Origin of the sequence: Pseudoalteromonas qingdaonensis, assembly GCF_038739665.1 — a bacterium.
In the GTDB taxonomy this organism is placed as follows: domain Bacteria; phylum Pseudomonadota; class Gammaproteobacteria; order Enterobacterales; family Alteromonadaceae; genus Pseudoalteromonas; species Pseudoalteromonas qingdaonensis.
In genome coordinates, this window is the sequence record NZ_JBCGCU010000004.1 from 26115 (window position 1) to 47548 (window position 21434).

The 21434-nt window shown below is 50.2% G+C and carries 19 protein-coding genes; 7 read left to right on the forward strand and 12 right to left on the reverse strand.

From position 1 onward, the window contains the following. Nucleotides 1-118: 118 nt before the first annotated feature. The gene (locus tag WCN91_RS04940) at nt 119-1570 is read right to left on the reverse strand and encodes a dipeptidase (protein ID WP_342677155.1); all 1452 of its coding nucleotides are present in this window, start codon (nt 1568-1570) and stop codon (nt 119-121) included. 282 nt (nt 1571-1852) lie between these two features. Between WCN91_RS04940 and WCN91_RS04945 the strand changes: the two genes are divergently transcribed. The 3 genes from WCN91_RS04945 (at nt 1853) to WCN91_RS04955 (ending at nt 5409) form a co-directional block, all read left to right on the forward strand. Beyond that, nucleotides 1853-3973, forward strand: a complete 2121-nt coding sequence (locus tag WCN91_RS04945) for a TonB-dependent receptor (protein WP_342676855.1) — start codon at nt 1853-1855, stop codon at nt 3971-3973. 672 nt (nt 3974-4645) lie between these two features. Beyond that, entirely contained in the window at nt 4646-5011 is a 366-nt protein-coding gene (locus WCN91_RS04950; RefSeq protein ID WP_342676857.1) for a hypothetical protein, read from the forward strand. Further along, nucleotides 5011-5409, forward strand: coding sequence for a hypothetical protein (locus tag WCN91_RS04955; RefSeq protein ID WP_342677156.1), 399 nt, complete (start codon nt 5011-5013; stop codon nt 5407-5409). Before WCN91_RS04950 ends, WCN91_RS04955 begins: the two co-directional genes overlap by 1 nt. A 32-nt stretch (nt 5410-5441) precedes the next feature. On the opposite strand, the gene WCN91_RS04960 is transcribed toward WCN91_RS04955, so the two are convergent. The 5 genes from WCN91_RS04960 to WCN91_RS04980 are packed head-to-tail and all read right to left on the reverse strand — an operon-like array spanning nt 5442 to nt 10526. Then, complete coding sequence (locus tag WCN91_RS04960; RefSeq protein ID WP_342676859.1) at nt 5442-6299, reverse strand: aminotransferase class IV; 858 nt, start codon at nt 6297-6299, stop codon at nt 5442-5444. Between the two features lie 9 nt (nt 6300-6308). After that, complete coding sequence (locus tag WCN91_RS04965) at nt 6309-7166, reverse strand: glutamate cyclase domain-containing protein (protein ID WP_342676861.1); 858 nt, start codon at nt 7164-7166, stop codon at nt 6309-6311. Further along, nucleotides 7154-7882 carry a 5-oxoprolinase subunit PxpA gene (locus tag WCN91_RS04970; protein ID WP_342676863.1) on the reverse strand — a complete coding sequence of 243 codons (729 nt, stop codon included), beginning with the start codon at nt 7880-7882 and terminating at the stop codon, nt 7154-7156. The genes WCN91_RS04965 and WCN91_RS04970 overlap by 13 nt, the downstream gene beginning before the upstream one ends. An 8-nt stretch (nt 7883-7890) precedes the next feature. Beyond that, nucleotides 7891-8685, reverse strand: coding sequence for a putative hydro-lyase (locus WCN91_RS04975; protein ID WP_342676864.1), 795 nt, complete (start codon nt 8683-8685; stop codon nt 7891-7893). Between the two features lie 35 nt (nt 8686-8720). After that, nucleotides 8721-10526 (reverse strand): glycoside hydrolase family 3 N-terminal domain-containing protein, encoded by a 1806-nt coding sequence (locus WCN91_RS04980; protein WP_342676865.1) that lies wholly within the window; start codon nt 10524-10526, stop codon nt 8721-8723. A gap of 280 nt (nt 10527-10806) precedes the next feature. On the opposite strand from WCN91_RS04980, the gene WCN91_RS04985 reads away from it, so the two are divergent. Beyond that, a complete protein-coding gene (locus tag WCN91_RS04985; RefSeq protein ID WP_342676867.1) occupies nt 10807-13671 on the forward strand; it encodes an FAD-binding and (Fe-S)-binding domain-containing protein in 2865 nt (954 codons plus the stop codon). 14 nt (nt 13672-13685) lie between these two features. On the opposite strand, the gene WCN91_RS04990 is transcribed toward WCN91_RS04985, so the two are convergent. Further along, nucleotides 13686-13991, reverse strand: coding sequence for a DUF1232 domain-containing protein (locus tag WCN91_RS04990; RefSeq protein WP_342676869.1), 306 nt, complete (start codon nt 13989-13991; stop codon nt 13686-13688). 76 nt (nt 13992-14067) lie between these two features. Between WCN91_RS04990 and WCN91_RS04995 the strand changes: the two genes are divergently transcribed. Next, nucleotides 14068-14742, forward strand: a complete 675-nt coding sequence (locus WCN91_RS04995) for a M15 family metallopeptidase (RefSeq protein ID WP_342676871.1) — start codon at nt 14068-14070, stop codon at nt 14740-14742. A 220-nt stretch (nt 14743-14962) separates the two neighbouring features. Here WCN91_RS04995 and WCN91_RS05000 read toward each other — a convergent pair whose 3' ends face one another. From WCN91_RS05000 to WCN91_RS05010, 3 genes are all read right to left on the reverse strand, one after another. Beyond that, nucleotides 14963-15937, reverse strand: coding sequence for a transposase (locus WCN91_RS05000; protein WP_342676873.1), 975 nt, complete (start codon nt 15935-15937; stop codon nt 14963-14965). Nucleotides 15938-16112: 175 nt separating this feature from the next. After that, nucleotides 16113-16565: a hypothetical protein gene (locus WCN91_RS05005; protein ID WP_342676875.1), complete on the reverse strand. Its 453-nt coding sequence runs from the start codon at nt 16563-16565 to the stop codon at nt 16113-16115. A 3-nt stretch (nt 16566-16568) separates the two neighbouring features. After that, entirely contained in the window at nt 16569-17033 is a 465-nt protein-coding gene (locus WCN91_RS05010; RefSeq protein ID WP_342676877.1) for a hypothetical protein, read from the reverse strand. 419 nt (nt 17034-17452) lie between these two features. Here WCN91_RS05010 and cspE point away from each other — a divergent pair, with 419 nt between their 5' ends. Both cspE and WCN91_RS05020 read left to right on the forward strand, forming a co-directional pair. Beyond that, nucleotides 17453-17665, forward strand: coding sequence for a transcription antiterminator/RNA stability regulator CspE (cspE, locus tag WCN91_RS05015; RefSeq protein ID WP_342676879.1), 213 nt, complete (start codon nt 17453-17455; stop codon nt 17663-17665). Between the two features lie 140 nt (nt 17666-17805). Next, complete coding sequence (locus WCN91_RS05020) at nt 17806-19755, forward strand: LTA synthase family protein (protein WP_342676881.1); 1950 nt, start codon at nt 17806-17808, stop codon at nt 19753-19755. Nucleotides 19756-19758: 3 nt separating this feature from the next. On the opposite strand, the gene WCN91_RS05025 is transcribed toward WCN91_RS05020, so the two are convergent. Both WCN91_RS05025 and WCN91_RS05030 read right to left on the reverse strand, forming a co-directional pair. Further along, entirely contained in the window at nt 19759-20361 is a 603-nt protein-coding gene (locus WCN91_RS05025) for an acyl carrier protein phosphodiesterase (protein WP_342676883.1), read from the reverse strand. Nucleotides 20362-20448: 87 nt separating this feature from the next. Continuing rightward, nucleotides 20449-20619 carry a hypothetical protein gene (locus WCN91_RS05030; protein WP_158677988.1) on the reverse strand — a complete coding sequence of 57 codons (171 nt, stop codon included), beginning with the start codon at nt 20617-20619 and terminating at the stop codon, nt 20449-20451. Nucleotides 20620-21434: the final 815 nt, after the last annotated feature.

A 21434-nucleotide genomic window follows, 5' to 3' on the forward strand; every position in this document is an offset into this window, starting at 1 on the left:
GGCTCTGTTAAAAAAAGGCCTGGACTCACCTCCAGGCCTTTGATCTTTATTCTACATAGTAAAATTCTGCCTTCTTACCATATTATTTATCCAGCGCTCTCTCTGATCATCTACTTAATTACATCTTGCCCAAGGTGAGCATCATGGCGGTGTACATTTTCAGGTTAAGTGCCAGTTGCTCCTCGGTAATAAACTCATGCTCTGAGTGACCTGTATAGCGTTTGCCCGGCATGGATGGACCAAAGGACACGGCATTATCAAATAGCTTGGCATTGGTGCCACCGCCGATGGAGACAAAAGAGGCATCCTGATCCCCAGTGTAATGCTTGAAAATATCCAACAGCGCCTGGGCGTGCGGGGCATTATCTAGCAACATGGGGGTGCCAAGTTCTACTTCTACATTACTTAAGGTTACCTGATGTTGCTGTTGCCAGGTTTTAAGAGCGCTGTCGATCTGCTGGGCCAGCAAGTCGGCATCCTTACCCATGGGGCGGCGCAGATTCACCGATAAAGTGATGTCGTTATTTTGCCCATCGCGACTAAGTAACGTAGGTGCCACTGTCAGTGGGCCCATAAAGTCATGCTCGTAGGCGATATCACCAAACTGCTTGCCATATAAACCCAAGCCAATGAGTTCATTAATAAACATCAGTGCCTGGCCATCGCTGTTGGTGGCAAGGGCGATGCCGTCAAAGATGGCCGCCAAGTGAGCAATGGCGTTAACGCCCGATTCCGGCTCGGATGAGTGAGCCGAAGTGCCCTTTACTCGAATATGCAGGCCATCTTCTTGCTCAACCAAGGACACCTTAACTCCTTGTAAGGCGCTGATATTGCGCTGTAGCTGGGTTTTGGTCTGATCGTCGGCATTATGCAGGATCACGCTTGCATCTTCGGGAATTTGGCTGACAAAAGCACCGCCTTGCAGCTTAGATACATAAAGGCCGCTGCTTGGGTTGGCGCCGCTAAAGGTGGGGGCTATCAGGCTCCAGCCTTTTTCCGCTACGACTACCGGGTAGCTGGCGTCTATGGTGACCGCATACTTGGGCTGGTTATAGGTTTTCATAAACTCTGTGATCGGTCCCCAGTCTGACTCCTCGGCCAGGTAAACCATCAGCTCGATGCGGTTATCAAGGGTTATGCCCTTGTCTTTAATCGCTTTCATGGCATATAAGGCGGTGGCGATGGCACCCTTGTCGTCTTCACTGCCACGGGCGATCAGCTTGCCCGGCTCTGTGATTTTATCTAGCTCAAATGGGCTTTTGCTCCATTTACTGGGATCCGCCGGTTGCACATCGCCATGGGTGACTATGGTAACTTTTTCGCTTTGCTCGCCCATGCCAATCAGCACTGTGTAACCAAAATCCTGATAGTCGAAGCCAAACAGCTCCGCCTTCATCTTTAAGTAGTTTTTAAAGCCGATAAAGGCTGGGTTATCCGGCGCTTTTAGGTCCTGAGTATTAACCGTGGGGAAAGACACCAGATTTGCCAGGGTATGAATTTGCGCTTCCTGGTACTGGTCCAGGGCGTAGTGCGCCACTGCATCTTTGTCACTGCCAACCGTGGCCGCCATAGATGCGGTACTGAGTAACGCCAGGGCCGAGGCCAAAATAGAGATTTTCACTGTTATTCCTTGATGTTGATGTGCATTAACGACCCGGATTGTAACGCCAGCTTAAGCTTTGAGGCCAGTTTTTGCTGTGTATGCCCGGCATATATCTTTACTCAGATACAGGGTTAAGCACCTAATTCCCCATTATTGAGAAAACAAAAACAAACATTGAAATGATAGTGGTTATCATTTACATTATTAGCCATTACTTCCCAAATCTAATAAGCTAGTAAGGACAAGGTCATGAAGTTCAAGCTGTCGCAGCTGTGTTTCGCAATTCTCGCAGGCCCACTTATCACTAACAACGCGCTTGCCGAGCAAGGCTCCAAAGAGTCGGCCGAGCCGGTGGAAACCATAGTGGTTACCGCCTCGCGCATTGAAAGGCCGCTAAGCCAGATCCCTAATACCATTACCGTTATTGATGAGTCTGAGCTGCAGCAGCAGTTGTCGCTACAGCATGATATTTCTACCGTGCTGGGAAATCTGATCCCGAGCTTTTCGCCAAGCCGTCAGAAGATGACCAGTGCCGGTGAGAGCCTGCGCGGTCGTAAACCCTTGTACCTGATTGATGGTGTGCCGCAATCGAACCCGCTGCGCAGTGGTGGCCGTGACGGTCATACCATAGACCCTTTTTTCCTTGAGCGCGTTGAAGTACTGCACGGTGCCAATGCCATTCATGGTCTGGGCGCCGCCGGCGGGATCATCAATCTGATCACCAAAAAGCCTAGCGGTGGCTTGGAGCAACAGCTGCGCTTTGATACCACAGTGCAAAGCGACAAGCTCTCCGAGGGCAGTTTAGGTGTTAACTACAGCCTGTCTAATCGCTGGGACAATGCCGATATTTTAGCCGGTATTAGCTGGCGGACCAGCGGCATGTCGTATGATGCCGATGGCAAGCTGATCGGGGTGGATAACACCCAGGGCGATACCATGGACGCCGATACCTTTGATGGCTTTTTAAAGGCCGGTTATGAATGGGACGACTCGCGCTTAGAGTTGATGTTTAACCGCTATCAGATTGAAGGCAAGAATGACTGGATTTCTGTGCCCGGCGATGTCGATGCGGATATTCCCAGCAGCGCTGAAAAGGGTGCGATCAATGGTGATGCGGCTCAAAACAAGGTGACTACCACGAGCCTGAACTATTCCAAGCAGGACTTCTTCTCTCAGCGTTTATCGGTGCAGTTATTCCGCCAGGATTTTGCCGCCACCTATGGTGCCGAAGCCACTCCTTTAGCGACATTCCAGGACCCAGCCTATGGCCCGGATCTGATCGATCAGTCGCAGAATAACTCTGAAAAAACCGGCATGAAGATCACCCTGGTTAAAGAAAACTTTGTTTTTGAACCCCTGAGCCTGGTTTATGGTTTGGACTTACTCGAAGACGAAACCTGGCAGGCGCTTATTCAAACCGGCCGTACCTGGGTGCCGCCGACTAAATACCACAACTATGCACCCTATGCGCAGCTGGAATATGCTGGTAGTTCACCGCTGAGTGTCAGCGCTGGTATTCGCTATGAAAAGTCGAAACTGGAAGTGGAAGACTTTACCACCTTGGCTTCCTATGGCAGTCAATTTGTTGCCGGCGGTAAGCCGGAGTTTTCACAAACCCTGTATAACCTGGGCGCCACCTACCGTTTAACCGGCGACTGGCGCACCTTTGCCAATTACTCGGAAGCCTTTTCAATGCCGGACGTGGGTCGTGTGCTGCGTGGTATCAATGTGCCTGGGCAAAGCGTGGAAACTTTCCTTGATCTTAAGCCCATTCTGACGGAAAACACCGAGATTGGCCTGGAATACGGCGGCGATCTGGTACAGGCACAACTGGCCTATTACACCTCAGACTCGGATTTTGGTCAGCGCTTACAGCGCGGTGACGATGGTATTTATACCGTTAAGCGTGAGAAAACCGAGGTTGATGGCATCGAGTTTCGTATTAACTATCTGGCCACGTCACTCGATAAACTGGGGCTGCGTTTTGCCACCTCCGACGGTCGTTATGACTCAAACCAGGATGGGCATGTCGACAGTGATTTAGGCGGCACCAATATCGCCCCAAATCGCATCAACGCCAGTTGGGACAGGGATTGGACGGACACCCTAAGTACGCGTTTACAAGTTAATCATCTGTTTGACCGTGACGTAGACAATGCTCAAGGCGAGGTAATAAATGAATTCGATGGTTACACCACGGTGGATCTTAGTGCCAATGTAGAGGCGTTTTCTGGAGTGGTGACCTTGGGTATTCAAAACCTGACCAACACAGATTATTACACCTATTACTCGCAATCGAGCCCGAACGATAAGCGTAATTTTAAGGGTATAGGACGTACCTTCTCAGCGTCTTATCAGATTAATTTCTAGGTTTGCGTTTTGACTTTGTGGGTCGGTGCTTTGCGCCGACATGTCAACGAATGCGCATATTTGTCGGGATGAAATCCCGACATCCCTGGCGGCAAAGCCTAAACCTCACAGCAAAAGCAGGAATACAAATAAACGCCGGTGTATCAGCCTCATCCCCTTACATTGCACCCGAAACGCGCTACGAGAAGCGTAATCGCCAGCACGACGCTGGCGAAAACATGCTCGGGACATGGATGTCCTGTGCATGTTGGTTACCTTCATTTCTCGTAGCGCGCTGAGGAAAAAGTGCAATGTTGGGGCGCCTTGGGGTTCTTAGGGGCGACGAGTGACCGAAGCACCGCTTCGCAGCGCGAGAAGGTGGAGGCATGGATGCCGACAGGAACCCAGCTTCATGGATGAATTATTAGCACTATTCTTCCTATTTCCTCTAAGTCGTAGTCGGCGACCCGACAAAATCTTAATTTGAAGGCCGTTTGTAGGTCAATGCGCCGACAAGGTGATATTAATTGGCGTTGTGTCGGCCTTTCGGCAATATGCTCCTGCATTGCTAATTGTCGGCCTAAAAGACCGACCAACAAGGTAAAGCCTGCACCTAGGGGCATACTAGCTTATAGCTTTTAGGTATTGAAAACCTCTCCCGCACTGGCGAGATTGCTTTATAATTGCCGCGCTATGATTAAATTCTTTATTGTTAAATATCTGGCCTTTTTACTTGGCTGTACGCTGTGCTTTATTTTGCATGCGCAGTTTGCCGTGCCCGTGGTGCTGGCAGCCAGCATTACCGGCTTATTGGGCAGCTTTGTTCCTGCAACTCAGGCCTTTGGTTTGCATCCAAGGGCGGCTATTTATGCCGGTAGCTTTGCCGGTATGTGCTCGGCGGAATTGATAGGCGATTACTGGCAACTGGCCTTACTGGCCTTAATCGGTACTTCTTTATATGCCTTGACCATGAATTTGTTTGCCGGTTTTGGTGGGCGCCTAGGTGGTGTGGCTTTTGTCAGCGTGGCATTGTTTATGCTCACCCGAGGAGTTCTATGATCACATTGATCTTTATTCTATTGGCACTGCTTGGCGCTCTGAGCACCTATTTGCTGGCGCAGCATAAACGTTTTGATGCCATTCGTGCCTCGGCGCTGGTGACCATTTTCGCCTATGGCTTGTTGAGGTTATTTAGCGATAATCCGGATCTCTATGCCCTGGTCTTTTTTGGTGGCACCTTTATCGGTATGAGCGCTCCCCATCGCTTTGGTTTTTATACTTTGACCAGCTCGGCCATTATTTTCGCTCCTCTTTTTCAATACCTGGTGCCCAAGCTAAACGGCTATGGCGGCGCCTTGGGGCTCAGTGCCTTTATGGCTATTTGTGTCTGCCATGTTGCTATTTTACTGGGCGCGCCGCGGAGCATAAAAAAGCCGCCGGGTTCATTCGGCGGCTGATAGATTCTAAAAGCAAGTGCTTAGTTAAAACCCTAGTAGTCAAATTTATGCTGGCTAAAGAGGCTCTGCACTCTTTGCCACATGGGCCCGGGGCGGCCCTGACCTATCTGTTTGCCATCGACCTTAAGCACGGGCCCCACTTCCTTGGTGGCCGAGGTGATCCATACTTCATCGGCATCGAGTAGTTCATCCTTGGTGATTACTCGTTCTTCAATGCGCAGTTCGCTGTGCGTGTGCACTATTTGTAAAATCAACCAGCGGGTGATTCCCGGCAGAATTTGCGTGTCCAGCGGTGGCGTAGCTATCACACCCTCTTTGACGATAAAGACATTGCTGGAGCTGGCCTCGGTGATCTCACCCAGGGCATTAAATAAAATGGTTTCCTTATTACCTGCACGGGCGCCGCTTTGGTAATGCATTACGTTGCCAAGCAGGGCAGTGGACTTGATATTACAGCGCTGCCAGCGTCTGTCTTGCTCTAAAGAGACTTCATAGCTGCTGGCCTTGTCGGCATCGCAGCTGGGCTCGCCGGGCAGGGTAAAGCAAAATGCAAATACCGTGGGGGCAACGCCGCTGGGGTAGGCGTGATTGCGCTTGCTGTCTGTGCCGCGGCTAACGTGCAAATAAATGCCCTGGTTGGGACCTGGATTGGTGCTTAGCAGGGTTTCGCAGATTTCGCGCCATTGCTCGACGTCGTAATCAAGGGCGATTTCGATGGCAGCCAGGCCCTGTTGCATGCGCTCGATATGGGCATTAAAGCCAAGCATTTTGCCATGGTAGGCGGGGATCACTTCATAGATGCCATCGCCAAACAGAAAGCCGCGATCCATGGGCGAAATCTTCGCTTCCTCGGGGGCCATATAGTCGCCGTTTAAATACACCTGGCTCATTGTGTTTCCTCATTCAATGGGCAAAAAGCCCGTTAACCGTCGTAATTCTGTGATCACCGCCTGGGCATGGGTGGCATCCAGGCTGTCTTCGGTGGCTTCGTTGCGTTTGGTGACACCATCAACGCTGCCGTGTTTGCTTAAATACGCCAACCAGTGTGGCGGGTCAATAACTGCGAGCATATCTTTTTGCTGCCACAGGGCAAAAAAGGCGATCAGCCCATAGGCACCCCAGTTGGAGACATCGGCCACTATCAATTCATCGCAGCTGGTTATGCTGGGAATAATGTCCAGCTGGCTCAGTGCCGAGGCGACCTTGCCCATGCCTATTTCATTACCGCCATCGCCAATAGCTATGCTGGTGCAGGGCGCGGTTTCAATAAAGGGATCGAAACTGGCACAGCCATGGCTGATATCCTCGCCACGCATATTGCAATAGCCGCCTTGTTGATTAAGCCCTGGGCGCTCTATGGCGAGCACGCAGCCGACCTGCTCGGTAGCGAAGTACTGCTGTGCCAAGAGCTTTGCCTGGGGCAGATCGTTTAAGGGTAGTTGAAAACAATTAAAATCTTCGCTTAGCTTGCTGTAAAGGGGGTTGCCACAGACCAACACGGGTTCTTTGCCAAGCGCCTTTAGAGCCAAATACAGGGCAATGGCGCCGACTGGGCCATCGGTTTCAAAGGTGCCGGCAACCCAAAAGCCGGTACCGATCAGAATTTTACCTTCGGCCTGATACAGGGCTTTTGCGCTGCGCTGCACATAGCCCGGCTGCAGGGCCGGTTGTATTTGTGCCATACCACGCAGGTTGCGCGCCACCAATAGGTCTTCGATGTGGCGACTCAGTTGCAGCTCTTTGTTTAACGGGCACATAGGGCGCGGATCTCGATAATGGCGTTGACCGCTTCCAGGTTGTCGCCGTGAACACACAAGGTATCGGCCTTTAGAGGCAAGGTTTGACCACCCTGGGTTTGCACCGTCCCCTCACTGACCAGTTGCTGAACCTGCTCTAACATCTCAGCTTTGGTAAGCACACTGCCGGCCTGGTTGCGCGGCGTCAGGGTACCGACGTCGGTATAACGACGATCGGCAAAGGCTTCCAGCAACAGGCTGATGCCTTGCTTGGCCGCCAGTTCGCTGTAATTTTCGGTGTTGTTGCCCGCTAAAATCATTAACTTAAGGCTCGAGTCATATTGAGTGATAGCCTGTAGCACGCTGACAAACACCGACTCATTGGCCATCATATCGTTATACAGGGCGCCATGAGGTTTAACATATTCCACTTGCAGCCCTTGTACCTTGGCCATGCCAGTCAAGGCGGCAATTTGATAATGAAGATCGGCGATAAGCTCTGTGGGGCTCAGTGCCATGGAGCGCCGGCCAAAGCCTTGGCGATCCGGGTAACTGGGGTGAGCGCCAATACGCACGCCATATTGTTTTGCTAACGCCAGGGTGCGTTGCATTACCAAGGGGTCACCGCCATGAAAGCCACAGGCGATATTGGCCAAGTCGATATGGGCCATGGCCAGTTCATCCTCGCCCATGGTCCAGCTGCCAAAGCTCTCGCCTAAATCACAGTTCAGTAACATGCTGCCTCCTAAAACGTCGCCAATGAGGTATTTTTGATGTCGAGCACCAGCATATGTCCTGGGCTATGGGTAATGCAAAAGTCCGGGCGGGCATTGCTAATGGCCACTTGCGGGGTGACACCACAGGCCCAAAATACCGGTACTTCTCCCGCCTTAATACTGACCGCCTCGCCAAAGTCGGGGCGATTAATGTCCTTGATGCCTATGGCTGCCGGATCGCCAAAATGCACCGGCGCACCGTGCACACTGGGATAGCGACTACAAATCTGGATGGCGCGAATGGCGTCCTTGGGTTTCATTGGGCGCATGCTTACCACCTGATTGCCGACAAAGGGGCCGGCGCCGTTGCAGGCTTGATTGGTAATATACATGGGCACATTTTTATGTTCGCTGATATTGCGGATTTCTATGCCATCGGCCAGCAGCGCCTCTTCAAAGGAAAAGGAGCAGCCAATTAAAAAGCTCACTAGGTCGTCGCGCCAGATATCAAGAACCTGAGTCGGTTCATATATCAACTGGCCGTGTTCGAACACCCGATATTTTGGCAGATCGGTGCGAATATCCAGGTCTTTAGCCAGAGCAGGGTGACCCAGGGCGCCTGCTTCGGTTTGTCCCAGCAAGGGGCAGGATTTGGGGTTGGCCTGACAAAAACGTAAGAAATCGTAGGCGTACTTTTGCGGCAGAATAACCAGGTTTGCCTGCACAAATCCCGGCGCAAAACCCGATGTATGACCTGTGTAATCACCACCACGGATCAGCTTGCGAATATCCGCAGGGGTATTTAGCGAGGCATTGGTATCCATTTTTATCCGCCTTATCTATAAATTAACAGCCTAGATTATTGTTTAATAGTAACAGGTAATTGTCCGCTTGGTATTTGTTGTCCAAGCAACACCTTGGCCAGGGCGCTAAAGGCCGGACCTTGCACCGTTTCGCCATCATCCACGTCTATGTTATAGGCGTAGGTGGCCAGTATGGCATCGGCATAAGCGCCAAAGCGGGCAATATCATAGGGCGCGCGCAGGCTCACAAAAACAGTGGGCTTTTGTGTGTGTTTGGCCTGCTTTAATAAACGCTCCAGGGCGTCTGGTTGCTGCGCCTGACTCAGGGCAAATGCGGCAATGGCCTCGCTGTCGTCCATACCGCCAATTTCCACCGCGCTTTGCGCCGGGCTGGCATTTCCGGCGATAACAAGATCAACTTCTGCTATCAGCGCCTGCGCCTTCACGGGATCATGGCCTTGCAGGCTCAAGCAGTGGAATTGGGTGTCTTTCAAATTTGCTTGCAGTGCTTGCTCCAAGGCCAGGCATTTACGAGTATCGGGCATAATAATGGCGACATTTTTTGCGTTTTTAAGCATGGCTGAAGTGTGTTTGCCATTCTTTATATCCGTGATAGCGGCACTGGCAAGCTCAGCCTCTAACGCACGGTGCTTAGGGTTACCAAGCACTTGCCTGGCGACGGCCTGCTGTTTACTCAGGCTCTTGTGGTGCTCGGGCAGTAATTGATAGCTGGCCTTAAGCGCCATAATCCGGGCTGCGGATTGCTTAAATTCTGCGGCATCCAGCTCGCCTGTTTGCACCGTTTTTTCTACCGCCTCAATGAGTGCGTTGAGCTTGGTGATATCATCTTGGTTACGCACAGCGATAGGCATCAGGGCAATATCCACCCCGGCTTTAAAGGTGTTGATCACTGCATCTTCGGCGCTAAAAAAGTGGCTGATCCCAGCCATATCCAGCGCATCCGTGATGGTGACGCCGTTATACCCGAGTTCATTGCGCAGCAAGTCGGTCATAATGGCGCGGGACATGGTCGCCGGTTTGATCATGGTATCGCCGTCCTTGCTGACAAAGGTGCTGTTGTCGAGCGCCGGATATTGAATATGGGCGGTCATGATCATGCCCGGAGCATGTCCGGCATCGATAATCTGTTTAAAAGGAGCGATATCCAGGGCCATCACCTGCGCCTTATCATGGGCCACTCGTGGCAAGCCGGTGTGGCTGTCGACATTGGTGTCGCCATGGCCGGGAAAGTGCTTTAGCGCAGCTATTATCTGGTGTTGCTGATAGGCATCGACCTGAGCGCCGCCAAGCTCGGCCACAAGCTGAGGGTCTTCACCGAAGGAGCGAACATTGATCACCGGATTATCCGGGTTCATATTCACATCAATTGTGGGCGCATAATTGAGGTTAATGCCTAGGGCGTTCAGCTCAGTGGCAATCACCTCGGCGCTGCGGCGGGCAAAGTCGGTGCCATGGCGCGCATAGGTGGCGCCTATGGACATATTGCCGGTCATGGCGGTGCCTAATTCCCGAGGAATACGGGCCACCCGGCCACCTTCCTGATCGATACTGATAAAGAGCGGGGCGCCAAGCTCACTTTGTTGTGCGGCTCTTTGCAATTGTTGGGTGAGTTCGACCATTTGTGCGCTGTTTTCAAGGTTTTCCGCAAAAAGGATCACACCGCCGATTTGCTGCTGCGTCAGCAGCTCTGCCAAAGGTGCTGGTAAGGAGGTCATAGGGGCACGGCAGCGGGCGCTGCTAATATCCTTATCTTCGCAGTAGTAGCGAAAATCCAGCATGAGTTTTTGGCCGATTTGCTGTTTTAGCGTAAGCGTCGGGGCGGCTAGGCTAGATGCACTCATAAATACACATCCTAAAGTGGCGAATTTGGCTAGTCTCTTGGCTTGCAGGCGCAGCGTCAAGGCACTGACTAGGCGGCGGAAAATCATGGCGAGCTCCCTTGGAATAAAGTATTCAAGATTCTATAGTTATTAATACCATGAGCACAAGCGCTTTAGCCGCGGCTAATACTCAGCATAACCATCTATTCTTTATATATCAGTGCTGATCTATGAATACGAGTTTAATAATATTTTATTCCCAGCTATGCTAGGGCAACCATGTTATAGCTAGTGCCTCATTATGTCAGAGTCCCCTAAGGCTATGGAAGCCTTCATTGATGCCATGACCCAAGTCCTTGGCCGCGAGCAAGTGATCACAGATTATGCCTTGCGTTATGCCCTGGGCACGGATGCCAGCTTTTATCGCTTAACGCCTCAATGTGTGGTGCTGGTCAAAAGCGCCGAGCAGGTACAAAAGGTGATATTAAGCGCCGGCGAATATAAATTACCTGTCACCTTTAGGGCCGCCGGCACCAGTCTCTGTGGTCAGGCCATTAGCGATAGCGTACTGGTGCTGCTCAGTGATGATTGGCAAGACTATAAGGTGGGCGAGGATGGCCGTTGGATCAGCCTATCGCCTTCTTTGGTCGGCGCCCGAGTAAACCGCATTTTGGCTCCTTATGGGCGCAAAATCGGCCCGGATCCGGCCTCTATCAATAGCTGTAAAATCGGTGGTATCGCCGCTAATAATGCCTCCGGCATGTGCTGTGGGGTGAAACACAACAGTTACCACACCTTAAAGGACATGGTGATTATCCTTGCTGATGGCACCTGTCTCGATACCGCTGATGAGCAATCCAAGGCGGCGTTTCGGCAAAGTCACGCAGAGCTGCTCAATGCCCTTGAACAGCTGGCGCAGCAAGTACGTGATAACCAGGAATTAAGTGAGCGCATCGCTCATAAATATCGCTTAAAAAATACCACTGGCTATGGCCTTAATGCCCTGGTGGATCACATTGACGGCATAGAGATCATAAAACACCTGATGATAGGCTCTGAGGGCACCTTGGGCTTTATCGCCAATATTACCTACAACACGGTTGTTGAGCCTGCCTTTAAACGCACCGGATTATTTACCTTTGCCGATGTAGACAGCGCCTGCGCCTTGATTGAGCAACTAAGCGCCTTGCCCATAGCCGCAGTAGAAATGCTGGATAAAAGGGCGCTTTTATCGGTGCAGGGGCATGCGGTGATGCCGCAAAATGTCGCCGACTTTCCCGCTGAGGCCACGGCCTTGCTGATAGAAATTAGCGAAGAAAATCAGCAGGCACTTGATAAGCTGATGCGCTCGGTTAATGCCATCTTGGCGCAATATCAAGAGCAGCTGGTGCATGGCTACCCCTTGAGCGACGATGCCGAGCTGGCACAGGCGCTTTGGAATGTGCGCAAGGGCACCTTTGTGGCGGTGGGAGCTGTGCGCGACACCGGCACTACTGTGATCATTGAAGATGTGGCCTTTGCCTTGGCGGACTTAAGCCGGGGCATTAAGGCGCTGCATCACTTGTTTGATAAGCATGGCTACAAGGAGGCCATTATTTTCGGCCATGCCCTGGCCGGGAATCTGCATTTTGTTTTTACTCAGGCCTTCGATAGCCCGGAGCAGGTTCAGCGTTATGAGGCATTTATGGCCGATGTGGCGCACTTGGTGGCGGTGGAGCTCAAGGGCTCTTTAAAGGCGGAGCATGGCACGGGGCGTAATATGGCACCCTTTGTGGCCCTCGAATGGGGCGATGATGGCTATGCGGTGATGCAGCAAATTAAGCAGTTATTTGATGCCCAAGGGATTTTAAACCCTGGGGTGATCATCAACGCCGACCCCCGCGCTCATGTGCAGCATGTTAAAGCCATGCCCGCCAGCGATGCGCAAATCGATAAATGTATCGAATGTGGCTTTTGTGAACCTGTGTGTCCATCTAAGGAATACACCCTTACGCCACGCCAGCGCATCAGCCTGAAACGCCACGAGCAACAATTGCTAAATCAGGAGTTTACCTTCAAAGACAAGGACGTCTATCGACGTCTTTCGGCGCTGCAACAGGGTTATCAACATCTGGCCATAGACAGTTGTGCCGCCACTGGTTTATGCGCCACTCGCTGTCCAGTTGGCATTGATACCGGCGCCTATATCAAGTCGCTGCGCGCCAAGCAGATGGGTAACAAACCTGTGATCACTAAAATCGCTACCTGGAGTGCAAATCATTTTGCCATGACCAGCGCTTTGGCTCGAGTGGGTGTCCGCGGTGCTCATTTAAGCGCCAAACTGCTGGGGGCGCAGCGTCTTGAGCGTATTAGTGCCCAATTACAACAGCGTTTTGGTACGCCGCTTTACTTTAGTGCCTGGCCCAAGGCGCAGCATGGCGAGCAGACTAGCGGCCAGGTTATGGGCGGCGATAAGGTGGTGTATGTGCCCAGTTGCGGCAACCGTATTTTTGCCAATGCCACCGAGCAAAGTGTGCAGCAGACACTGCAAAGCCTGTGCGACAAGGCAGGGCTGACCCTGGTAATACCCGAGAAGATAGCCGAGTTATGCTGTGGCATGCCCTGGCAAAGCAAGGGATTGACTGAGGTGGCCACACAAAAACAGCAGCAATTACAGGAAATCATCACGCAACTGAGCGAGCAGGGGCGCTGGCCCGTGGTGATGGACGCCAGTCCCTGTGCCCTGCAAAGCCAGCCTCAGAAAAAGCAAAGCCAGCAAGAAGAAAGCAGCCCAGTTCGGGTGTTAGATAGTATGAGTTTTGCCAGCGAATATTTATTGCCTCGCCTGGCAATTAAACGCAGTGAGGAGCCTTTGTGGCTGCATATCACCTGTAGTTCCCAGCATTTGGATGGCGGTAGCGCCATGCTGAACCTGGCCAGGGCGCTTAGTTCCAAGGTCAGCACTACGGAAGTGAGCTGTTGTGGGTTTGCCGGTGATAAGGGCTTTACTCATCCCCAGCTAAATGAGCATGCACTACGCCATGTTAGTGCCAGCAAACCCAGGGGTTGTACTGTGGGTTATTCTAACAGCCGTACCTGCGAAATCGGTTTGAGCAGGCACAGCGGGGTCAGTTTTACATCCTTGTTGAGCTTGCTGGATGAGCGGGCGTTAGCGCCAAGCAATTAATATGAGATACGCTTTTAGTGCTCTTTTGTAGTGCCTGTTTTTGACAGTAATTGGTGGGCTTTAAATTCGGCAAGAACCTTGACCCTGGCATCAATACAGCCGAGCAGGGACACGGCGGCCACGGCCAGCAGTAAGATATCGTCTAGTAAACCCAGGACTGGATACGCATCGGCTATCAGGTCGTAAGGAAAGGCCACATAGGCCAGGGTTGCACATAAAGCGAGGCGGTGTAGCAGAGGGCAGGTATCGCCGCTGATGGCGTAGTACAGCAGCAAAATACGCTCTAGTACGGCATGTGCCAGATTAAAAAAAATTAGCAAGACACCCACCTTTATCCTGTTTTTTAATTAGGGTATGTTATTTTTAATAGCTCACCTACGATTTGGCCCTAACATTATGAAAAAGCTGCTTTCCATTTGCTTAGCCCAGTTATTATTTTCAGCGTTTGCCAGCGCACAGGATGCCTTGCCCGAGGATTTTGTTGCTGTCGGTGAATTGGACACCCGCATAGAAAAAGAGATTCGCTATTTTGGCAGCAATAACTTTGTGGGGGCTAAAGTAGATGGCTATTACGCGCCTAAGTGTATCTTGCATCGCGATGCGGCTAAGGCTTTGGTGCGCGTGCAACAGGCCGCGCAGGCAAGCGGTTTAACCTTAAAGGTGTTTGACTGTTATCGGCCGCAGCGTGCGGTGGATCATTTTGTGCGCTGGGTTGAAGATGAGACCGATATTAAAACCAAGGCCGAGTATTATCCGAATCTAGCTAAGGATAAGTTACTAGGGGGCTATATTGCCGCTCAGTCCGGTCACAGTCGTGGCGCCACGGTCGACCTGACCTTGGTAGATAGAGCCAATGGCAAAGAGCTGGATATGGGCTCACCCTTTGATATGTTCGATACCTTATCGAACACGGACGATCCGCGCATTAATGAGGTGCAGCGAAAAAACCGCTATCTGTTACGAGATCTAATGCTGGCCGAAGGCTTCGCACCTTATCCCTTGGAGTGGTGGCACTTTTCATTAAAACCTCAGCCCTATCCTAATACCTATTTTGACTTTGTAGTACGCTGAAAATTAGCAAGACACCCACTTTAAAAGAGAATAACCAAGACACCCATTCTAAAGATTGAGCTTTGTAACAGAACGAGGGGAATGGATTTTAAAGCGAGTGGCACCTTGTTTGAATATTTTTGACGATTTGCTTTACGTTTTTATCATTTTCGTGAATTTTGGATGTGCGAATTCTGCTTCTCGCGAGCCTAGTCAAGAATTGAGAGGAAAGAAACGATACTTAAGTAAACAGCGCTTGGCTGTTACTTAAATCCACACGTCGTTTTCTGTGTTGGTGCTGACAGTAGGTTGTTAAGGCTTGCTCTTTACCCACCGCACCGTGAAATACCTTGGTGAATGAGGTTGTTAGAGCCAACCAATTTTCAGAACAAATATCGAGGCGTTCAAGTATGGGGGCTGCGTCAGATGAAATATGCCCTGGTTTATCTTCGCGCATACAGCGCCCTGTCCATTCAATCAGCTCTAAGTAACTCTTTAGCTCAAAAGGTAACCCCTTAGGCATGTTTTTACGGGGATTACCAACAAAGGGCATTAAGGTAGAGGGTTGCTCTCCTTTTTTTGCTGAAGCGATGCGGGTTTTCACGCTGGTATAGTCTGAGCGCTCAGGTAAATCAGCAGCTTTTGCACGAATAGGGTTTAAGTCCACATAGGCTAAGCAGGCCACCAAGGCAGCTTCATCAAGGAGGGCTTGAGACTTAAAGCGCCCTTCCCAAAAACGGCCGGTGCAGTCATCTTCGCGATTGGCTTGACGGGCTATCCCTTCATTGAGCACGCGCATAAACCAGCTGATATCACAGAGGCGCTCCCGATAAATCAAGATACGACTGTGCAGCGCGGCCAACTCGGCCGTATCGAGCTGCTCTCCTTGCAAAAAGCGCTGGCAGAGCACGGTGCCTTTAAATAATTTATGCCACCGCAGCACTATGGCTTTATCCGTTAAGTGCTGGGCTTTAGGCTTATCCACATGCAGCACCACATGGGTGTGGTTACTCATTACCGCGTAAGCACAGATATCAATGCAGAAAATTTGCGCTAGTTGCAATAGTTTATTTTCAACCCAATCGCGGCGATGCTCATAAGAGCGGCCGGTCAGTACATCTATGCCGCATAAAAATGCACGCCGTACACAACGAGAAATACAGTGATAATAGAGGGTATCTGCCAGACTGATTTGGTTTTTTCGAGGTGTTGCCATGATCCACTCCTCCTTGAGTAGCACCTTCAAAGTGTAGTCAAAGGATCGGGGAGTGTGAAATATTGGAATGGGTGTCTATCCAAATACACATGCAGAATTAACAAGACACCCATCATAAAGAGCGCTTTAAAGTGGGTGTCTTAGTTATTTTTAGAGTGGGTGTCTTAGTTATTTTCTAGGGTTTATCCATATACACTTGCTGGTAGGCATCTTTCACCGCTAAGTCTGTGATTGCCTTGGCAATACCACGGCGCAGGCCGGTGCGCCAGCGGTCAATATGGCGCTGCTCAACTTCGCAGGGTGGCTTTTTACAGTCATTGTTAACGCTTGAGATGGCCTCAAACCAAATCTTTTCGCTGTTGTAATGAATATCGACGCGCAGCACGTAGCCCTTGTAGTCCAACTCCGCCGCTATTGTGCCCGGGGTTTGCTCGGTACCACGCCATTGATACTGGTTCATCCCCAGTTTGATCACTTTAGCCGGCTCGGTGACATAGGGCTGTATCAATAAGGGATCGTCATACATGGTAAAGGTGGGTGTGGAGTCTGCGCTGGCGCCGCCAACTAAGGCACAACCCAGGCTCGCCGCAACTAGCCAGTGTGATAATGTGCTTTTGATATTTTTCATGCTTTAGACTCCCTGCAAGGCGATTTTCAACTGCTTGACCAGCGAGCGGTTGTATTTGTAATAGTTTTTATGGGTCTTATAGCAGTAATCGCCGACCAGTTTTTCACATTGGTATTCATTTAGGCCGCCAGCATATTTGATTTGCACCGCTTCAGCGTTGTATTCAATACGATGGAAAATGGTGTGACCCTTATAATCCCAGCGCGCCAGAATATAGCCGTCGCCTTCTCGCTCCAGTAGCCAGGCAACCCCCTTGGTTTTTTGCATGCCTTGGAGAATTGCCAAACGCGCCTTAGCGGCATCGCCACTGGGGTTAGGGATCAGATCATAAACGCCACGCATCTTAGATTCCGATGCCGAGCCGCGTCCTTGTTTTTTATATTCAAATGGTTCCGGGGCAGCGCTTAAGGCGGTGCTTAACAAAACCGCCGATAGGCCCAGTGCCATTGCCGCTAGTTGATGTCGCATAAAAAGCCCTTTGTTCTTGTTATATCTAAGGTTGGGGAATGTTTAACTTGATATAGTTAAAACTAAATTTAAACCGGAACATTAATGTAGCACATTGATAGGGTATTCATAACAAACACCAAGCAAAGTCGGGATCAAGGGTCTGGGAAAGCGGGTTATGAACTTCTTGGGTGAAAAGTATACAAAAAGATATCGTAAATCTTAGGTGATCTCGCGCCCTTGTGTTAGGATGCTCGCGTCTGATGAGTTCTACCCAGATTCGATTTTGCTTTTGTACTTCAGTTCTTCGTGTGATCTACCCAGTTAGTGTTCCACCCGAATTTATGCAGCGTAAGCCACTCGTGTTAGCTAGTACTTAGTTCGGCAATTCTGATGTTGCAATGCAACACATTATTTTATTTATATATTTTGGAGACACTATGTCTAAAACAACTGGTACAGTTAAATGGTTCGACGAAGCAAAAGGCTTTGGTTTTATTACTCCTACTGACGGCGGCAAAGACGTATTCGTACACTTCCGTGCTATCGTTTCTGAAGGTGGTTTCCGCACTCTTCAAGAAGGTCAGCAAGTTGAATTTAGCGTAGAAGAAGGTGCTAAAGGCCCTCAAGCTTCTGACGTTAAAGCTATCTAATTAGCTTGCCCAGGTGGAGCTCAAGCTCCACCTAGATATCCCCCCATTTTTTCCGCTATTTTTTATTCCCCAATTTTTACTTAAGGTTTTCTTAAGTTTCATTCCCTAATCTGCTTTCAACATAAAAACTGTAATTTATTATGAAAGCAATCAAACATTTCGTAACCCAAGTTAAACCCCTTATTCTTTTCGTACTTCTGATAATGAGTCTGCTGATCTTAAGCCGCTTAGCCTTGTATATCTGGCTGGATGAGCGCATCGGCGAGGTCGCGCTTAAGGAGCTGTTTGTCGGTGGCTTGCGCATAGATTTAAGTACCACCGCCTATCTGAGTGCGCCGTTATTAATCTTGCTAACAATAAGCTCGCTGGGAGGTAGCGTTAGTCGGCGCCTGTTAAAATACCTGGTTCCTGCATATTGCGCCCTGGCGGTAATGCTGATCACCCTGGTTGAGGCGGCTACTCCAGCCTTTATCGCCCAATATGATGTGCGCCCCAATCGACTTTTCGTGGAATACCTGATTTATCCGCAGGAAGTCTTGTCCATGCTGGTTAATGGCCATTTACTGACCCTGATAGTAACCACAGTGGTAGTGGGTTTGGCCGGTTTTTTTGGCTATCGTCTTTTTGCCAGAACTGCGCCGCCTGGCCGCAGCTCGCCATGGTCGGCGGTGATTATGGGCCTGGTTGTTTTCCCCTTGGTTGCCCTCGGCGCCCGCGGAACCTTGACACACAGACCACTGAACCCCGCCCTGGTGTATTTTTCTCAGGATGCGCTGGTTAATTCACTGGTCTTAAATTCTGCCTACAGCATCGCCTTTGCGCTAAAAAATATTGGCAGCGAACAAAGTGCCGCCCAGCTTTATGGTCAGTTAACTAAGGAAGAAGTGCTGGCTACGGTGAAAAGTGCATCTTATCGCACCGAGTTTCTTTCTCAGGAAATCCCCACCTTGGCGGTTAACCCGGCATATAATCAGGGGGATAAGAAGAATTTGGTGATAGTTTTGGAAGAAAGCCTGGGGGCGCGTTTTGTCGGCGCCTTAAACGGCCGAGGGATAACACCAAGGCTCGATAAGCTTTACGATGAGGGTTGGGGGTTTGAGCATCTCTATGCCACCGGCACACGCTCGGTGCGCGGCATCGAGGCGGTAACCACGGGCTTTTTGCCCTCGCCATCGCGCTCTGTGGTTAAATTGTCTAAGTCGCAACAGCACTTTGCCACTCTTGCCCAGGTGCTGACCAATCAAGGTTACCGCACACAATTTATTTATGGCGGCGAAAGCCACTTCGACAATATGAAAAGTTTTTTCCTTGGGAATGGGGTAGAGGATATAGTCGACTTCGATGATATCGATAGCCCCGAGTTTGTCTCATCCTGGGGTGCCAGTGACGCTGATTTGTTCCGCCAGGCGGATAAAGAGCTCAGTATTTTGGCGGCGGATGATAAGCCTTTTTTCAGCCTTATCTTTACCTCCAGTAATCACGATCCCTTTGCAATACCATCAGGCAAGGTGCAACTGCCTGCAGATTATCAAGGCGATAATCCCGCCCGAGATAAGGCTATTATGTATGCCGACCTGGCTTTGGGAGATTTTATCGAGACCGCCAAAAGCCGCGAATACTGGCAAAACACAGTATTTTTAATTGTCGCGGATCATGATGTGCGGGTATTTGGTAAGGAGCCCGTGCCCATTAAATCCTTCCATATCCCCGCGCTTATTTTGAACTCGGATATGCCGGTGCAGCGCGATACGCGCCTGGTCAGTCAGATTGATTTGCCGGTGACCCTCATGTCGCTGTTGGGCGTTGAAGCCGCGACGCCGATGACGGGGCTGGATTTAACCCGGTATTATCCGGTGGAGCGAGCCTTAATGCAGTATTACGACAACTATGCTTATGTGGAAAATAATGAAGCCACCATATTAATGCCCGGCAATAAGGTCAGTTACTGGGTCTATGATAAGGGCACCAAAAAACAGCTGGAAATTGCCGCTAATCCTCATGTAAAGCAGTTGGAGCATAAAGCCTTGGCGCATGTGCTGTTTAGCTCCATGGCCTACCAGCAGGGATTGTTTAGTTTGCCCAAAGAGTAACGGTTATTTTTGCTCTCTAAGTGCAAGCTCAAGATCTTGGGCTTGCACATGGGCGATAAGTTCTGGAAAGAAAGCTAGAAAATGCGCCTCAAGGGCGTCGAAATGGCGCTCAATATCATCAATCGCGCCGGCAAATGAATTCTCAAAGCGGATCCGCGAGGCGATCCTGTCCAACGCCATGGCGACGCCATCGAGTTCGGCGTAGGTGGCAAACCAGTCTTGTTCGCACATTTTTCCTACCACAGTTTGCATACGCTCAGGCATAAGTTCGGTGCGGGTATCGAGAAGTTGGTAACTTTGCCGACGGAAATCGTCAAACTCGGCGTTGCTATATTCTTGCCAATGACGGATCAAGAGGTGATCAAAGAGCACATCGAGTGCCACAGGTGCAAAGCGTCGTCGTTGCGGCGAAAATAAGCCGATGGCAGCGCGTACACTGCTGTGCTTATCGGTAAACCTGTCCACCAGTAAATGATTTTCTAAACCTAACTGCACCGCTTTTGGCCATTGTTGATGGACCAGGCCGCGGCGAAAGTCACCGAGCAGGTTGCCAAAATGGGAGTCGGCATTGGGCTGAGCTAAATACAGATGAGCGAGGTAATTCATCGCGCGTTATGCCTTGTTAAACCATGGGGCAGTTAAGAGTGTAACGCGTTTAGGGGTAAGAAATAAGGGGGCTAATGCCCCCAGGTATTAGGCCTGGCCTTTTAGCCACTGCATAAAGCCTTGCATATCGGCGTTATTTGCAAACTCGATATAGCTTTTGCCTTGATGGTGACTAATGGCCATGCGGCGTTTGTTGATAGAAATACCTGCGATCGGCAAGGTAATATCAATACGTTGATTGTTATATAAATAGGACATAATAAAACTCATTAATTGGCGCCTGTGGCGCATTAAAATTGCCTTATTATCGTCTGGAAAGCGGCGATATTGTCGCTGCATTGGGGTCGACGCCATTAATGAAAAGGCGGCACCCGAGTAATCTTTGTCAGACTTTTAAGGCGTTATAAATTTCGGGATGGAACTGACTGGATCAAGGAAAGGCATCACACGAGCACATCTTTAATGTGCCTTGTTTACTGAATGAGGATGAGTAAACAATCGCGCATTATAGACAATAGATAATGCGATGGGAAGCACTTTTTAATCATGCCTATGCCATATTAGTTGATATTGGCCTTGGTATCGTCGGTTTTGACCCTGCTGCCTTATGCTTACCTAGTGCTGCGGAAGCTCTTTGAGCGGACTGTAATCGATTTGCAGCTCCACCAAGGAAAGCTCAGGCATGGCTTTTAAGCGAGCCAGTTCGGCGGCCATATCCTGGGTTGCTGTGGCGCCGTTAAGCGTTAAATCGTTAGGTCGCTAGGGTCTGTTGACCTTTGTTGTTTGTTTCTGCAGCAGTTTGTAGTGTATTTGTACAAGGCGGCACATGTGTGGTGTAGTATTCTACATAAACATGTAACAACACAGTAGAAATGCGCTACAAACGCTGCCCTACGGGTTCACCTAAACGCATCCTGCTCTGTGTTGCTCGCGATGAACATAGGCGAGCAAGACCGAAGCAATGCTTCGCAGCTTAGCGAGGTGAGCGCATGGATGCGCGATGTAACCAAGCTTCATGGATGAATTTGACGACATAAATCAGTGATTATATTCATCAGAATGCGTTTAGATTG

What these genes read in the sequence shown, in the direction of transcription:
- WCN91_RS04940 (WP_342677155.1), bottom strand. Translation starts at nt 1,570, where the DNA reads ATGGCGGCCACGGTTGGCAGTGACAAAGATGCAGTGGCGCACTACGCC.
- WCN91_RS04945 (WP_342676855.1), top strand. Translation starts at nt 1,853, where the DNA reads ATGAAGTTCAAGCTGTCGCAGCTGTGTTTCGCAATTCTCGCAGGCCCA.
- WCN91_RS04950 (WP_342676857.1), top strand. Translation starts at nt 4,646, where the DNA reads ATGATTAAATTCTTTATTGTTAAATATCTGGCCTTTTTACTTGGCTGT.
- WCN91_RS04960 (WP_342676859.1), bottom strand. Translation starts at nt 6,299, where the DNA reads ATGAGCCAGGTGTATTTAAACGGCGACTATATGGCCCCCGAGGAAGCG.
- WCN91_RS04965 (WP_342676861.1), bottom strand. Translation starts at nt 7,166, where the DNA reads ATGTGCCCGTTAAACAAAGAGCTGCAACTGAGTCGCCACATCGAAGAC.
- WCN91_RS04970 (WP_342676863.1), bottom strand. Translation starts at nt 7,882, where the DNA reads ATGTTACTGAACTGTGATTTAGGCGAGAGCTTTGGCAGCTGGACCATG.
- WCN91_RS04975 (WP_342676864.1), bottom strand. Translation starts at nt 8,685, where the DNA reads ATGGATACCAATGCCTCGCTAAATACCCCTGCGGATATTCGCAAGCTG.
- WCN91_RS04980 (WP_342676865.1), bottom strand. Translation starts at nt 10,526, where the DNA reads ATGAGTGCATCTAGCCTAGCCGCCCCGACGCTTACGCTAAAACAGCAA.
- WCN91_RS04985 (WP_342676867.1), top strand. Translation starts at nt 10,807, where the DNA reads ATGTCAGAGTCCCCTAAGGCTATGGAAGCCTTCATTGATGCCATGACC.
- WCN91_RS04995 (WP_342676871.1), top strand. Translation starts at nt 14,068, where the DNA reads ATGAAAAAGCTGCTTTCCATTTGCTTAGCCCAGTTATTATTTTCAGCG.
- WCN91_RS05000 (WP_342676873.1), bottom strand. Translation starts at nt 15,937, where the DNA reads ATGGCAACACCTCGAAAAAACCAAATCAGTCTGGCAGATACCCTCTAT.
- WCN91_RS05005 (WP_342676875.1), bottom strand. Translation starts at nt 16,565, where the DNA reads ATGAAAAATATCAAAAGCACATTATCACACTGGCTAGTTGCGGCGAGC.
- WCN91_RS05010 (WP_342676877.1), bottom strand. Translation starts at nt 17,033, where the DNA reads ATGCGACATCAACTAGCGGCAATGGCACTGGGCCTATCGGCGGTTTTG.
- cspE (WP_342676879.1), top strand. Translation starts at nt 17,453, where the DNA reads ATGTCTAAAACAACTGGTACAGTTAAATGGTTCGACGAAGCAAAAGGC.
- WCN91_RS05020 (WP_342676881.1), top strand. Translation starts at nt 17,806, where the DNA reads ATGAAAGCAATCAAACATTTCGTAACCCAAGTTAAACCCCTTATTCTT.
- WCN91_RS05025 (WP_342676883.1), bottom strand. Translation starts at nt 20,361, where the DNA reads ATGAATTACCTCGCTCATCTGTATTTAGCTCAGCCCAATGCCGACTCC.
- WCN91_RS05030 (WP_158677988.1), bottom strand. Translation starts at nt 20,619, where the DNA reads ATGTCCTATTTATATAACAATCAACGTATTGATATTACCTTGCCGATC.